Consider the following 13,881-nt stretch of genomic DNA (forward strand, 5'->3'; position numbering starts at 1 on the left):
AAAAAAGGCCGTGCGGCTGCAGCGTCCCGCGCTGCTTGCGTCTCCTTTTTCGCTCTGTCCTTTGTACCTGAGAGTTACCCCGGCCCTTCGTACGGCGCCTGCGCATGAAACGAAGGCGGGTCGAAAGCGAGTTTCCCCTTGGGTGACTTCCGGTCCGCCGATGCGTCCCGTCCGTGCTCTCCAGAGGTGCGTCCGGTAAAGGTCCTTTTGCCTGAGAGATTCACCCCGGATCGGGCTTACTCCTTCGGCGTTACCGGGCACGCTGCGTGCCGGCAATCTCTCCCTGCTACCTTCATTCGCATATTCGGTTTGCTTTTATTGTGCATGAGCGGACAATCCGGTGTCAACCTTAATTTCTGAATATTGAAAATTTTATTGCAAGGCATATTGACGCCCAATCGGACACTGCTTTATGCTAGTGGTGTCTAAGCGAATACAACGGATACACGCCTCCGAGACAGAACATGGACGCCGAAACGGACGAAAAGGAAAGGGTGTTGATCGATGAGCGTAATCAAACCGGGCTTGAGGTATACGGAGGAGCACGAATGGGCTGAGCCGGCGGACAGTCGTATCGTGCGGATCGGCATTACCGATTTTGCGCAGAGCCAGCTGGGCGACATCGTCTTCGTGGAATTTCCGGAAGTCGGCGACGCCGTGCAAACGGATCAGCCGATGGGAACGATTGAATCGGTCAAAACCGTCTCCGATTTGTTCAGTCCTGTTAACGGCACCGTCATCAAAGTCAATGAAGCGCTGCTGAACTCGCCGGAAGCGGTTAACGAGGATCCGTATGGGGCGGGCTGGATGATCGAGGTGGAATTGGAAGGCGATGCGGCCGAGGCGCTTACAAGACTCTTGACCGCGGAACAGTACGAGTCGTTCACCGCGTCGGAAGGATAGGGAGAAAGGGGCCCTTGTCCCCTTTTGAGCTTGGCCAGAAAGTGGTGAATTGAGGTAATAGATGTTACGAAGGGGTGGAGTATCTACTTCCGGTCGCTGTTGTCTGCAGGAAATTTTTATTCGAAGCCCTTAGCAGCGGGGATTTCCCGCAGACAAAGGCAGACGCTATCGCTCCTACAGTAGATACCCCACCTCCGTATGTATCTCTATTCTTGTCAAAAAACACCTTTCTTTACAGCCTGAGGAGCCCATGGCCCCTTGTATTGTTTTTAAATATTAATTTATTGACCCGAAGCCAATTCAAGCTTTTTCTCCTTGCTCCATTCGGCCCACGCAGTGATCCCCGTCGCAACGAGTCCTCCAAGGAAGCCGAGCATCATGTCTTTTTGCGTATCGTAGACATCTCCCTGCATCCCGACAAATTTCTCTTCGCCACCCGGTCCATACACCAGGGCCCCAAGCATTTCAATGATTTCGAAGCCGGCGCTGAGGCTAAGAACGATAGCGACGGGAATGGCGTAAGGCCAAAACCCGTGTTGATTCGCAATCCGGGTGAGCAGCTCGCGGAACGGATAAACCAATAATAACCCGAATGCAAAATGAACGACCCGGTCGTAGTAGCTTCGGGTTGTATGAAAGGACGATTTTAACCAAAGGTCAAAGGGAGTTCCTTCATACGTATAATGTGAGGCATATGTATGAAGACAAAAAAATAGGAACATCAGCAAATAGGACAAGTTGCTGAAGCGAAACCAACGGTAAGTGAAACCAAGGGCAAGGATCACTGCGATCAGTATCGATTGACTCACGAGCCATTGCATTCGGCTGGTCGGCGATATGGCCATATATACCCAAAAAAGGATAAATAGACCTATAATCGTATGCAACGGTACATTACGGGAAAAAGGAATGCCGGGATCCGTTAACCAAGTTGTTCGCCCGGGACGAATGGCTTCATGGGTCATTTTGAATGTATGCTCCCTGCTGTAAAGAGTTCGTATTGAAGCGTTAGACGCTGATTTTCATAGTATGGATCAAATATCCCTTTTCATTCGCCGGGCGGTATAATAATCGGGTACCTTTGGATGCATAATAAACTATCTTTACTAATTCCGGGAGTGTTGAGGATGGTTCTGTTTTGGACAACCATTGTGTTGCTGAATTTTTTTGCCTATATCATTCCCAAGCATTTGCCCCGTTGGCAGCTGTATTCGACATCCATCTTCGCCGTCATGCTACAACAAAGCATCGATGTCTATTTTGACTTAAAATGGGACTTATACGGTTATTTTAATAAAGGGGTAGACACCTTAGGGTTTGTCGTTGAATATGGGATTTTTCCGGCGGTCAATATGATTTTTTTAAATTTTTGGGTCATTCGCAAAGGCTTTCAATCTAAATTGGGTTACTTGTTGGCTTGTTGCTGCATAGCGATCGTTTACGAGTTCATGGCTTTAAAGAGCGGATATTTTTATTATAACGGCTGGAAGCTCATTTACTCGATGATGCAATACCCTATCTTATTTTTAATTCTTGTAGGGAACCTGCGGCTGATCCAGCATTTTTACAACAAGCAAAGGGAAGAGAGGATCTCCTTCCGTCACCCGGATTGATAAAGGCTTTCCCCCATAACCCGCTACAATTGATGCAGCTTCCTGAACTCCTTCGGTTCGGACTATGGATTTTATCTCCAAGGAGCACAGTATTTGCAAGCGGTTGCATTACGGTTTCAAAGTTTCTTAAATTTACCGAGGGGTGATTTTATCAAGGAGCTTCTAGTATCGGCCACAGCTTTGCTGGACCGGAGGTAGAGCCCCGGAATATCGCAAGGATAATATTGACAATAACTCACAGAAGTCGTATATTTGTTGTACATACAAAATAAGAAGAAAGGGGAGAGTAACGTGGCTGATGAAGGCTTTCTTCAAAACTGTCTGTTTTTTACCGCCAACCGGCTAAGCCGTGCCATTACGAAAATAGCGGAAGAAGAATTTGCCGTTACAGGATTAACGCCCATGTACGGGTACTTGATTCGTCTCGTGATTGGAAATCCCGGCATTTCACAGAAGGAGCTGTCGGAGAAGCTCTCCGTGACCGCCTCGACGCTTACCCGGTTCGTCGATAAGCTGGAGAGCAAGCAGCTGGTGGAACGCAAGGTCCAAGGCAAAACCGTGCTTGTATATCCGACTTCCAAAGGCAAGGAGTTGGAGGAATCAATCGTTCAAGCGTCCAAGAGCCTGCATCGCCGTTATGAGGCCATTCTGGGGAAAGCGGCTGCAGATCAGTTGTCAAGCGATATCGTGATGACGAGCGGAAAATTAGGGCATCATTAATTTTGTTCTAAATATATTGTATGTACAAACAAATATAATATGGAGTGATCAGCCTATGAATACGAATGCAGCCAAATCGTCCGGTGTACATTACGGGTGGATCGTTGTGCTTCTCACATTCGTCACTCTGCTCGTATCGGCGGGAATTCGATCGATGCCGAGCATTCTCCTGCTCCCCTTTGAAAAAGAGTTCGGTTGGAGCCGTGGAGGCATTTCCAGCGTTATTTCGATCGGGATTTTCCTGTACGGCTTGGTCGGACCGTTCTCCGCCGCCCTGCTGCAAAGATTCGGAATCCGGAGAATGGTCGTCCTCTCTTTGATTTTATTGGCTGTCAGCCTATCGCTCACGCCGCTCATGACGGCCCTATGGCAGTATGAAATCTTATGGGGTCTTGTCTCCGGGCTTGCCACAGGAATGATGGCTAACGTCCTGGGCGTAACGGTCAGCAATCAATGGTTCGTCAAACGGAAAGGGCTGGTTGTCGGTATGCTTACGGCAAGCGCGGCTACCGGTCAGCTGCTGTTCCTGCCCCTCCTGGCCAAAATCACGGTCGAATTCGGCTGGAGGAATGCCGTTCACGCGGCTGTCGCAGCCATCGCCGTCGTCTTGGTTGCCGTTGCAATATGGATGAGGAACCATCCTTACGATGTCGGGGCAGCGCCTTACGGGACGGATGAGATCGTCAAGCCGGCTGCTTTTACAGGAAATCTGCTGCTAAGCCCGCTTCTTGCTCTTCGTTCCGCGCTGAGGAGTCCAACCTTCTGGATGCTGGCCGGCACGTTCTTCTTCTGCGGATTTTCCACCAACGGTTTAATCGGCACCCACCTCATTTCGGCTTGCGGGGATCATGGGATACCCGAGGTGATGGCGGCCGGTTTGCTCGCCTTGATGGGATTGTTCGATCTTGTAGGCACGACGCTGTCCGGCTGGCTGTCGGACCGGCTGGACAGCCGCAAGCTGCTGTTCTGGTATTATGGATTGCGCGGTCTTTCATTGTTGTTCTTGCCGTATGCGCTCGATATGAATCCTTTGATGCTCTTCATTTTTTCCATATTTTACGGTTTGGATTGGATTGCGACCGTGCCGCCTACCGTCAAGCTGACCACGCAAGAGTTCGGCAAGGAAAAAGCCGGCATGATGTTCGGCTGGATCGTCGTAGCCCATCAATTGGGCGCCTCGACCGCGGCCTACAGCGCTGGAGTGATGAGAGACCTGCTGGGAAGCTATACTGCTGCTTTCATCGCGGCCGGATTCGTCTGCTTGTTCGCGGCGCTTATGGCCATCCGGATTTCCAAAGTCAGCGCAGCGGCCAGGCAAGCCGTCTCCTGAAGAAGGCTGCGGGGCTTGTCTGTCCGAAATAGGGAGCAAGTCCGGATACACCGGACCGCTCCCTGCCGGTTTACAACGGATGGGATTCGATCGACCTCGGCAACCTGCGAAGGGGAAGCAGCTCATGGCCTAGAATGCAAAGTACGATAACAAGCAAAATAAATAATACGAGGATGAGCAAGAGCATTTCGAAGGTCATCCGTTCCTTCAGCACATGTCGGGCGCCCGTTCTCCGCGCTAGCCTGCGCATACTGCCGTCACCGGAAGAATCCTCCGCATGTCCTGTTTGCGGACTGCTTTCTTCATCTTGTATCTGCCTCCCATAAGATGACCTGAATATTTTCAAGAGTTTGACCCTTTATCATACGGGTGGAAAGCATCGAATGATTGTATGGATGACCTGCCGGGCGGCTACCTGGCGCGCGCTCTCCGCGGAAGCATGCGTTGGAGGTTGAATTTTTTCCGGGAAGCATGCTGACGGTCCGGGTTTTTCCGGTCATTTTGAAAGTGCAGAAACAGGTTTGCTAGCCATTTGGCTATGAAGGCAATGATTACATAGTAAATAAACAGATGAACATAGGTTGTCCCTTTGTATAAGCGGAATAAACCGAACGTTGTCAAGGCAGGCTTGAACAGAAGGCCTAACATCGCGCTGAGAACGATGGCGTAATAATAATAATTTCTGCCGCGGTTCAGGGTCCATTGATACAGCAGAATGAAGCTTACCGGAATAAAGGAGATGTCCAGGGCGAAGCTTCCGACGAGTAAAGGAATCGCTTGAAAAGGATAACTCCACAAGGCATTTCTCGTTCCGAAAGCATCGATGTATGTGGACAGCATATGCACGCTGTATCCGTAAAACCCGAGCAGCAGCGCCTTGCTCCGATCCATCCTATAATACAGTACGATCAACGGGACGATCATGAGCAGGGTATACATCCAGAATCCCCATGTATATATATTGGAATAACGTTCCCAATAAGAAGTCAAAGCGAGAGTCAGCTGCTCTTGCATTCTGTTCAATTGATCAAACCTCAGATGCTGCTCGGGTGTCAAGGCCAGTCCCCCTTCGATCGTTTCTAAGTAGGGTACCCTGAGATCTGGGAATTATTCGTATTATTACCAAATTGAAGGCCCGAAGCAGATAGCTGCAGAGAACTTAAACCCCAAGAGCAACGATTCCGGCGAGGCGCTAGGGCGGGGGAGATGCCCCGGACCACGAGAAAAAGCAGACCGTATCCCTTCTTATCAGGGTTACGGTCTGCTTGCGTTGCCTCCCGTCCGTTTTTAACAGCAGGATATTTACCCAGTTCGTGATCTGGTTCAGTTGGAGAAGTCGGTGGTTTGCACCGCCAGGAGAGAACGATTCTTCAGCACATAAGTTTGGCCGGACTCGGGGAGCAGCCGGACGCCGTTCAGGGGCTGAAGACGTTCGGGGTAGAAGCTGTGGAGCGGGATCAGAACGGCAGGATCAAGATAGTCCACCGTCCATTTCAGATGGCGCGCGGAAGCGTGTCCCGACACCCGATGCGACTCAAAGGACATGCCGGCCCGCTCGACAAACTGCAGCAGCCGCTCATACGACGGATCGTAGGAGCCGAGCGGCGTTCCGTCGGAATGGATGAACAAGCCGCCTCCGGTGTTCAAATCGAGCAGCTCCAGCAAATGGCGGTACTCGTTCTGCACGAAGTATCCGGAAGGGGAAAGGTTGATTTCATCCGCGGATATCCGTTTAAACTGCTGAAGAACCGTGGTCTGCCAGTCGTAAAGCTTTTCCTCTTGGAGCTGGCGGAGGAAACCGGAGGATGCATAGACGAGAGCGTCCGTGAGGCCCGTATGCTTATAGAGCAGGTATGCCGTGGCAGGCTCAAGCACGAGCGTGCGTCCGACCTCCCGTGCAGCCTGAACCATCGTTCGCAGCCGGCCGATATTCCGGTGGTACACGTTGAATACGGCTAGGCCCTCCGACCCTTGCAGGGCGGCGGCGATGCGGGACGGCAGCGTCAATTCGGTGGCCTCCGGCAGGACCAGGTCTCCCGTCAGCTCGCCCATGGAGCCGTCGGCGTCCGGTTCCCACAGCATCGTGCCTTCGATGATCAGGGCGTCCAAGCCCATGGCTTTGGCCGTGGAGAGGCTTTGCTTGGTCAGCTCCTGATCGAATCCGTGAAAGCGCAGATCCCCCGTATAAAACACGCATCCGTCCGGCGTGCGGATATGGAAGCCGCAAGCTCCCGGAACGCAGTGGTCCATCGGCAGAGCCGTCACCTCGATCTCGCCGACCCGGACAGGCTTGTGCAGTGCCATAGACTGATAATCTCTATTGCCGGGGACGCCCTCGCCGATCTCGTTCAGGGAGGCGTACAGCTTGGCCGATTCCTCCGAGAGGTAAACCGGTATCGACGGAGCAACGAGTCCCATGACCGACATATGATCCAGGTGAAGATGGGAAATAAACACAGCCGTTTCCAGATCGGACCGCTCCGACGGAACGTGGTTCATCCCCCGGGGCAGCTCATGCCCTGCGTACAGCCCGCCGATCTCAGGCAGAATGCCAAGCTTAAGGTAATCGTGCACCAGCTTCGGCTCCCGCTTCCGTACCTCGTGATCCGCAAGGGGCGATGCGCCCAAGAAAGGCGTGCCGAAATCGAATACGATCCGGGCCCGGCCGTACTCTATCGTAATGATGGTTCCTCCGATCGTCCGCAGACCGGCCCAGAACCGGATTTTCGTTTCATTCGTCATATCAGTGCAACCTCCTTAAAGGTAAAAAAGAAGGGCCGGGAGGCCGGACTTCGGCTGCGCCGACCTTCTGGCCATAGAATCCCGTCCCTCCTGTGCGCTTCGGTTATTTCTGCGCCTTGCCTTTTTCCAGTGCTGCGTTCGCCGCCTTCTCCGCGTCGGCCAAGCCTTGCTCGACGGTTTTTTGATTATGCAGCACGGCGTCGACTTCCTTCATGACGTCGTTCTTCATCGTCGTCGAGCCGGCCATCCGCGGGTAGAAGAACCCGGCGTCCAGCTGCTTCGCGGCTACGCCTTGCTTCGGATTTTTGGCGACGAAGTCTTTGTACTCCTGACTGTCGTTCGCCGTCGTGCGGACCGGCAGATAGCCTGTCTTCATGGCCCAATAAGCGGTATTTTCTTTATTGATCAAGAACTTGATGTACTGCCATGCGGCCAATTTCTGCTCGTCGCTTACGCCGCTGGTGAAGACGGAGACGTTCGTTCCTTGAATGACGGCCGCCGCTTTCTTATCCTTCGGAAGCACCGCCACGTCCCAATCGAATTTCCCGCCTACCCCTTTGTCGACGAAGCTGAGGCCCGCGGAGGAACCGATATACATGGCTACGTCGCCGCGTCCGAACGGATCGGACATGAACTTGTCTTCGCCTGCCGTACGTCCAGTGCCGTCTTTGATGAAGCCGTAAATATAGTCGAGCGCCCGCTTGCCTTCAGGCGAGTTGAACTTGACCTTCAGCGCTTTCTCATCGATAAATTCGCCGCCGGCCTGCAGCACAAAGCTCTGCAGATCCATGCCGACGGAGTTCTCGAAGCCCATGCCGAGCGTCTTGCCTTGCGTCAGTTTCTTGGCCGCGTCCTTCACTTCGTCCCAAGTCGTCGGCACTTTAAGGCCGGCCTTGTCAAGCAGTGTTTTGTTGTAGAACAAGACGTTCGTGCTCTTGTTGAAAGGCAGACTGTAGTATTTGCCGTCCCACAGGTTGTCGTCGCGGAACACTTTGGAGATGTCGTTCAGCTCATCCTTCGACCAGCCGTACTTGGCGTCGTTGATGTATGGCGTGAGATCGGTTACCAGATCGTTGCTGATGAAATCGGTGTTCCAGTCCTCGTAGGTTTGGGCCAGCGTAGGCGATTTGCCGGCTTTGGCGGCAGCCGTCAGCTTCTGCTGCAGGTCGCTGTAGTTTCCTTGAGTGACAAGCTTTACTTTAATGTTCGGATTTGCTTTGGTGAAATCGTCGGTAATTTTCTTCAGCGCTTCTTCCTGCGCACCGGTCATCGCATGCCAGAATTCGATCTCGACCTGCTTGCCTTCAATGCTCGTCGCGATTCCTTTGCTCGCCGCCGGAGCTGCCGCACCGCCGTCCTTTGCCGCGTCTTTGGTGCCGCTGCTGCAGGCCGAAGCCGTTACCGCTACTGTTCCTGCCAAGAGTACCGTTAACCATTTTTTCATGAAAAGTTGACCCTCCATCTAAATAGTTGAAAGTGATAGCATTACGATTTCCTTGGATTACAGACTTCCGGAACGGGTGTGCGCATCACCGCCTTTAAAGAGATTGCGGCTAGCCCTTCAAGCCGCCGCGCGAAATGCCCTCGATCAAATACCGCTCGAATACTAGGTAGAGGAGGAGCATCGGAACTACGATCATGGCCGAAGCGGCCATAAGCAGCTCATAGTCCGTGCCGGCCTCGGTCGTAAAGGAGGTCAGCCCGACGGGGAGCGTGCGCATTTCCTTCGTATTGGTTACGATGAGCGGCCACAGAAAAGCGTTCCAGCTGCCGATGGCCTTGAATAAAACGACGGTTACGAGCGCCGGTTTGGCGAGGGGCACCATGATGTTCCACAAATATTTGAAATCGCCGCTTCCGTCGATCCTCGCCGCATAGTACAGCTGGACCGGAATGCTCAAGAAATATTGCCGCAGCAGGAAAATCGCAAACATGCTCGCAAGCCAGGGAACGATCAGCGCTTCATAGCGGTCGATCCATCCCAGCTGGGAGAGCGTGACGTAATTCGGGATGAGCAGCACCTCTCCAGGCACCATCATCGTGCCGAGCAGAATCGTGAACAGCAGATCCCGCCCATAGAAGCGCAACCGGGAAAAAGCGAAGGCGGCGAGAATCGTCGTAATCAATTCCCCGATCGTGGAAACCACGGTCACGATGACGCTGTTCAGCAGGTATTGCGAGAAAGACGCCATGCTCCACGCCTTGGCATAATTCGTCACGTTCAGCGCTGCCGGCAGCCACTTGGGCGGCATGACCATCACCTCGGACGGCGACTTCAGAGAGGTTGAGAGCATCCAGAGAAACGGCAGCACCATCAAGACTCCGCCGATGGACAGAAGCGCGTACAGCAGCCCGGAGAGCCATTTGTTCGACATGGGAATTCGCTCCTTTCCTTAGTAATGGACCCGTTTACGTCCGATCCACAGCTGGATCAGCGTGAAGACGAAGGTAACGAAGAAAAGAGCGTAGGCTGCTGCCGCTGCAATACCGTACTGGTATTCGCCGTTGAACTTCTGATAAATGTAATAGACGATCGTCAGCGCGCTCTGTGCCGGACCGGGCCGCGCTCCGAACAGCGAGTAGACCTCGTCGAAAATTTTAAAGGAAGCGATCATCGAAATGACCGTGATGAAGAAGGTGGTCGGCGACAGCAGAGGCACCGTAATATGCCAGAACCGGCGCCACTTCGGCGCACCGTCGATGCGGGCCGCCTGCAAGTACTGCGTGCCCACGTTCTGCAGCCCGGCGAGGAACAGCACCACATTGTACCCGAGTCCCTTCCATACGCTCAGCAGGATGAGGGAGGGCATCGCCCAATGCGGATCGTTCAGCCAGTTGACCGGCTGAATGCCCGCGAAGCTGAGGAGATAGTTCATCAAGCCGTAATCATGATGGAAGATCCAGCGCCAGACGATGGAGACGGCCACCATGGACGAAACGAAAGGCAGGAAGTAGACGGTCCGGAAAAACGATTTTCCCTTGCCGACGGCATTCAGCATCAGCGCGATGAGCAGCGAGATCGCAATCGTAAGAGGAACGGCCCCCAGCACGAAGATGATCGTATTCTTCATGGCGCGCCAGAAATCGGGGTCGTGCAAAATGAAGATATAATTATCGATGCCTCTGGCTTTTACAATATTTTTGTAGTAGTTGTATTTGGTGTAAAAGCTGACGTCGAACGATTTGAGGATTGGATAAAGGTGAAAGACGGACAGCACCGCAAGCGCCGGCAGCAAATACAGCAGCGCCTTGAGCGTACCGCCCCAAGTCGGTTGTTCCTTCACGTTCCGGCAGCCTCCCCGCTTCGGAGCCCTAAGCGGACGCCGCTCTCCGCGTCGAACAGATGCAGCTTGGAGGCGTTCAAGGTGATGCCCACGCGGTCTCCCTGGCGGATGGCGGTATCGCTCGGCGCGATCAGCCGAATCACGTGATCTCCGCTTGACACGCGGATCCAGCAATCCTTCCCTGCCAGCTCGATGTAGGTGATCTCGCCGGACAGATTGCCTTCCCCGGGCTCTGTGATCGAGCAGTCCTCCGGCCGGATGCCTAACGAAATCCGCTGCCCTTCCCTGAAGTGATGTTCGGCCAGGTCCATCGGCAGCGGCGCCGATGCACCCTCCACCCGAAGGGAGCGGCTGTCCGTATCGTACGAGCCGGAAAGCAGATTGATCCTCGGCATGCCGATGAATTCCGCTATGAAGCGGTTGGCCGGCGTACGGTAAATGTCCAGCGGAGCGGCATATTGCTGCAGCTTGCCTTGATCCATAAGCAGGATGCGGTCGGCAATGCTGAGCGCCTCTTCCTGATCGTGCGTGACGAACACGGTCGTGATGCCGATTTCACGCTGGATGCGGCGGATCTCCTCACGCATTTCCAGACGGAGCCTGGCGTCGAGGTTCGAGAGCGGCTCGTCCAGCAGGAGCAGCTTCGGCTCTTTGACCAGGGCGCGGGCGATCGCGACGCGCTGCTGCTGGCCGCCGGACAGCTGTCCCGGCTTCCGGTCCAGCAGGTGGCCGATCCGGACAAGCTCGGCCATATGCCGAGCCCGCTCGAGCGCTTCGCGCTTGGGCATTTTTTTCATTTTCAGCGGAAACAGAATATTCTGCAGCACCGTCATATGCGGGTACAGCGCGTAATTTTGAAATACCATGCCGATCTGGCGGTGCTCCGGCTCGACGTGGTTGACCGGCTGGCCGTCGAAGCGGATCTGTCCGCCGGTAGGCTTATACAATCCCGCCAGCATGAAGAGCGTCGTGCTCTTGCCGCAGCCGCTCGGTCCGAGCAAAGCGACCAAATCGCCGCTTTCCATTACGGCATTCAGCTTGTCCACGGCAGGCTGATCTTGAAAGGACATTGTGATATCCATCAGCTCGATGCGCAGATGAATTCCCCCTATCTGGTGCAGCATGAATCATTTTGAAAACCTGTCAACTGCAAACAGCCTTCATTGTATCACTGGTTTATTTTCTTATCGTCAAGCTAGTGTAAAGGAAAAGTAAATGCAACGGGCGACTGGGGGCGGGAAGGGACAGAGTTTATTTCGGCATGAAAAATAGAGGCATTATCAGGGGGAGCCGGGAAGGAGAGTAGATGCGAACGTCGAATTACACATTATGCAAACGTTAACATAGGGATGGCGCCTTGAATGCGTCAAATTTTGCAGCCGATTGGAGAGGGGTTAGTCTAATGGAAAAGTACGAAATCGCTGTCATTCCCGGCGACGGAATCGGTCAAGAGGTCGTTCCCGCCGCGATCCGGGTATTGGAAGTCGCAGCCGATCTGCACGGAGGGCTTGCTTTTAAGTGGACGCATTTTCCATGGAATTGCGAGTACTACTTGCAGCACGGGCATATGATGCCGGAGGACGGGATCGCCACGCTGCGCGGTTTCGACCAAATCTTCCTGGGGGCGGTAGGTCTGCCGCAATCGGTTCCGGATCATATTTCCCTGTGGGGGCTGCTGATCAAGATCCGGCGCGAAATGAAGCAAGCCATCAATGTCAGACCCGCAAAGCTGCTTCGGGGACTGCAGTCGCCGCTGCGGGAGCCGAACGATTTTGACCTGATCGTCGTGCGCGAGAATTCGGAAGGGGAGTACTCGGAGATCGGCGGCCGCATCCACAGCGGTGCGGATCAGATGGCGATCCAGAATGCGGTGTTCACCCGCAAAGGCACCGAGCGGGCGATGCGCTACGCCTTCGAGTTGGCCAAGTCCCGCAGGAATCATGTGACCAGCGCGACGAAATCCAACGGAATTTCCCACAGCATGCCGTTCTGGGACGATGTGTTTAAAGACGTCCGTTCCGGCTACGGGGTCACGGACACGGCGAGCATTCATATCGATGCGTTGGCCGCCTTCTTCGTGATGAAGCCGCACATGTTCGACGTGATCGTCGCCTCAAACCTGTTCGGCGATATATTGACCGATTTGGGCGGAGCGATTATGGGCAGCATCGGCATCGCCCCGGCCGCCAACTTGAACGTGGAGCGGGAATATCCTTCGATGTTCGAGCCGGTACACGGCTCGGCGCCCGACATTGCAGGAAAGGGAATCGCCAATCCCATCGGACAAATCTGGACCGGCAAAATGATGCTCGATTTCCTGGGCTTCGGGGAGATCGGACAGCTGATTCTGGATGCGATTGAAGATACGCTTTCCGCGGGCATCAAGACGCCGGATCTCGGAGGACGCGCTACCACCGGGGAGATGACGGATGCGATTCTGCAGCATTTGAGAAAGCGCTAGCATTTGTGCGGGTTCAGGAGAGCTCCGCTTGCGGGACAGCCCCGGAAGCGGAGCCGCTCCGGCAGGAATGGAACCGCTTTCTCCTATGGTTGGGGCTTCCTGCATTACCATCATTTCATCAAGGTGGAGCCTATTTTTCCATGGTACAGTAAGGCTAGGTAGTCGTATGATACCAAATATGGAAAAAGGGATGTGTACCGCATCAATGAAAAAAGCACTGATCCTTACAGCCGTTTCCTTCTCCCTGTTGTTCTCCGCTGCCTCCGTAAGTCTGCCCGGGTCCGCTTCCGCCGCTGAAATCTATGCTACCCACGGCGACAGCATCGTGAGCACGGCCACATCCTATATCGGCAAAGTCCGGTACCACTTCGGCACTCGGGACTCGCAGCATCTGGTGTTCGACTGCTCTTCCTTCACTCAGTTCGTCTTCAAGCAGAACGGAATCAATATTCCATGGGGCTCCAGCGCGCAAACGAGATTCGGAACACCGGTGAACAGCAAGTCGCAGCTGAGCATCGGAGATTTGGTCATGTTTAGCGTGAGTACGCTCGGACGGATCAATCATGTCGGCATTTATATCGGAAACGGCAAATTCATCAGCAACGTACCGAGCTCCGGCGTCGTCATCTCCGACCTGAACTCCGGTTATTGGGGAAGCCGTTTCATTACGGGGCGGCATTATTAATGCTTACATAGAATCATAAGGAACACGCTAAAGCTCCGGAGATCATCTCTTCGGAGTTTATTTTTAACGTTATAGAAAGTTTAAGTTCGCTAAAGCGCTAAAGCGGACTGCAACTTTCTATACCAAGAAAAATTACCTCTAAA

At 53.7% G+C, this 13,881-nt stretch carries 14 protein-coding genes and 1 riboswitch; of the genes, 6 read left to right on the forward strand and 8 right to left on the reverse strand.

Annotated features, from left to right (window positions below):
- Window positions 1–189: 189 nt before the first annotated feature.
- A riboswitch (glycine riboswitch) is annotated at window positions 190–296 on the reverse strand.
- 208 nt (window positions 297–504) lie between these two features.
- Entirely contained in the window at window positions 505–903 is a 399-nt protein-coding gene (gene gcvH, locus O9H85_RS00865; protein WP_269879380.1) for a glycine cleavage system protein GcvH, read from the forward strand.
- A 281-nt stretch (window positions 904–1,184) separates the two neighbouring features.
- Here the strand turns inward: gcvH and O9H85_RS00870 are convergent, their stop codons facing one another.
- A complete protein-coding gene (locus tag O9H85_RS00870) occupies window positions 1,185–1,868 on the reverse strand; it encodes a DUF2238 domain-containing protein (RefSeq protein WP_269879381.1) in 684 nt (227 codons plus the stop codon).
- Window positions 1,869–2,030: 162 nt separating this feature from the next.
- On the opposite strand from O9H85_RS00870, the gene O9H85_RS00875 reads away from it, so the two are divergent.
- The 3 genes from O9H85_RS00875 (at window position 2,031) to O9H85_RS00885 (ending at window position 4,566) form a co-directional block, all read left to right on the forward strand.
- Window positions 2,031–2,516: a CBO0543 family protein gene (locus O9H85_RS00875; RefSeq protein ID WP_269879382.1), complete on the forward strand. Its 486-nt coding sequence runs from the start codon at window positions 2,031–2,033 to the stop codon at window positions 2,514–2,516.
- Between the two features lie 291 nt (window positions 2,517–2,807).
- Window positions 2,808–3,236 (forward strand): MarR family winged helix-turn-helix transcriptional regulator, encoded by a 429-nt coding sequence (locus O9H85_RS00880; protein WP_269879383.1) that lies wholly within the window; start codon window positions 2,808–2,810, stop codon window positions 3,234–3,236.
- 55 nt (window positions 3,237–3,291) lie between these two features.
- Window positions 3,292–4,566, forward strand: a complete 1,275-nt coding sequence (locus O9H85_RS00885; protein ID WP_269879384.1) for an MFS transporter — start codon at window positions 3,292–3,294, stop codon at window positions 4,564–4,566.
- A gap of 70 nt (window positions 4,567–4,636) precedes the next feature.
- Here O9H85_RS00885 and O9H85_RS00890 read toward each other — a convergent pair whose 3' ends face one another.
- The 7 genes from O9H85_RS00890 to O9H85_RS00920 form a co-directional block, all read right to left on the reverse strand.
- Window positions 4,637–4,816, reverse strand: a complete 180-nt coding sequence (locus tag O9H85_RS00890; RefSeq protein ID WP_269879385.1) for a hypothetical protein — start codon at window positions 4,814–4,816, stop codon at window positions 4,637–4,639.
- A 161-nt stretch (window positions 4,817–4,977) separates the two neighbouring features.
- Window positions 4,978–5,622 (reverse strand): hypothetical protein, encoded by a 645-nt coding sequence (locus O9H85_RS00895; protein WP_269879386.1) that lies wholly within the window; start codon window positions 5,620–5,622, stop codon window positions 4,978–4,980.
- A 267-nt stretch (window positions 5,623–5,889) separates the two neighbouring features.
- Window positions 5,890–7,308, reverse strand: coding sequence for an MBL fold metallo-hydrolase (locus O9H85_RS00900; protein WP_269879387.1), 1,419 nt, complete (start codon window positions 7,306–7,308; stop codon window positions 5,890–5,892).
- Between the two features lie 103 nt (window positions 7,309–7,411).
- A complete protein-coding gene (locus O9H85_RS00905; RefSeq protein ID WP_269879388.1) occupies window positions 7,412–8,752 on the reverse strand; it encodes an ABC transporter substrate-binding protein in 1,341 nt (446 codons plus the stop codon).
- A gap of 109 nt (window positions 8,753–8,861) precedes the next feature.
- The gene (locus O9H85_RS00910; protein ID WP_269879389.1) at window positions 8,862–9,683 is read right to left on the reverse strand and encodes a carbohydrate ABC transporter permease; all 822 of its coding nucleotides are present in this window, start codon (window positions 9,681–9,683) and stop codon (window positions 8,862–8,864) included.
- Between the two features lie 18 nt (window positions 9,684–9,701).
- Complete coding sequence (locus O9H85_RS00915) at window positions 9,702–10,592, reverse strand: carbohydrate ABC transporter permease (protein ID WP_269879390.1); 891 nt, start codon at window positions 10,590–10,592, stop codon at window positions 9,702–9,704.
- A complete protein-coding gene (locus tag O9H85_RS00920) occupies window positions 10,589–11,716 on the reverse strand; it encodes an ABC transporter ATP-binding protein (protein WP_333474128.1) in 1,128 nt (375 codons plus the stop codon). The genes O9H85_RS00915 and O9H85_RS00920 overlap by 4 nt, the downstream gene beginning before the upstream one ends.
- 278 nt (window positions 11,717–11,994) lie before the next feature.
- Between O9H85_RS00920 and O9H85_RS00925 the strand changes: the two genes are divergently transcribed.
- Together O9H85_RS00925 and O9H85_RS00930 are read left to right on the forward strand one after the other, a co-directional pair.
- Window positions 11,995–13,053, forward strand: a complete 1,059-nt coding sequence (locus O9H85_RS00925; protein WP_269879391.1) for a tartrate dehydrogenase — start codon at window positions 11,995–11,997, stop codon at window positions 13,051–13,053.
- Between the two features lie 205 nt (window positions 13,054–13,258).
- Window positions 13,259–13,738, forward strand: coding sequence for a C40 family peptidase (locus O9H85_RS00930; protein WP_269879392.1), 480 nt, complete (start codon window positions 13,259–13,261; stop codon window positions 13,736–13,738).
- Window positions 13,739–13,881: the final 143 nt, after the last annotated feature.

The organism is Paenibacillus gyeongsangnamensis (genome assembly GCF_027533625.1).
Classification (GTDB): Bacteria; Bacillota; Bacilli; order Paenibacillales; family NBRC-103111; genus Paenibacillus_G; species Paenibacillus_G gyeongsangnamensis.

Bases quoted from the DNA above. Each gene is read 5' to 3' on its own strand.
- gcvH (WP_269879380.1), top strand. From the start codon at position 505: ATGAGCGTAATCAAACCGGGCTTGAGGTATACGGAGGAGCACGAATGG.
- O9H85_RS00870 (WP_269879381.1), bottom strand. From the start codon at position 1,868: ATGACCCATGAAGCCATTCGTCCCGGGCGAACAACTTGGTTAACGGAT.
- O9H85_RS00875 (WP_269879382.1), top strand. From the start codon at position 2,031: ATGGTTCTGTTTTGGACAACCATTGTGTTGCTGAATTTTTTTGCCTAT.
- O9H85_RS00885 (WP_269879384.1), top strand. From the start codon at position 3,292: ATGAATACGAATGCAGCCAAATCGTCCGGTGTACATTACGGGTGGATC.
- O9H85_RS00890 (WP_269879385.1), bottom strand. From the start codon at position 4,816: ATGCGCAGGCTAGCGCGGAGAACGGGCGCCCGACATGTGCTGAAGGAA.
- O9H85_RS00900 (WP_269879387.1), bottom strand. From the start codon at position 7,308: ATGACGAATGAAACGAAAATCCGGTTCTGGGCCGGTCTGCGGACGATC.
- O9H85_RS00905 (WP_269879388.1), bottom strand. From the start codon at position 8,752: ATGAAAAAATGGTTAACGGTACTCTTGGCAGGAACAGTAGCGGTAACG.
- O9H85_RS00910 (WP_269879389.1), bottom strand. From the start codon at position 9,683: ATGTCGAACAAATGGCTCTCCGGGCTGCTGTACGCGCTTCTGTCCATC.
- O9H85_RS00920 (WP_333474128.1), bottom strand. From the start codon at position 11,716: ATGCTGCACCAGATAGGGGGAATTCATCTGCGCATCGAGCTGATGGAT.
- O9H85_RS00925 (WP_269879391.1), top strand. From the start codon at position 11,995: ATGGAAAAGTACGAAATCGCTGTCATTCCCGGCGACGGAATCGGTCAA.
- O9H85_RS00930 (WP_269879392.1), top strand. From the start codon at position 13,259: ATGAAAAAAGCACTGATCCTTACAGCCGTTTCCTTCTCCCTGTTGTTC.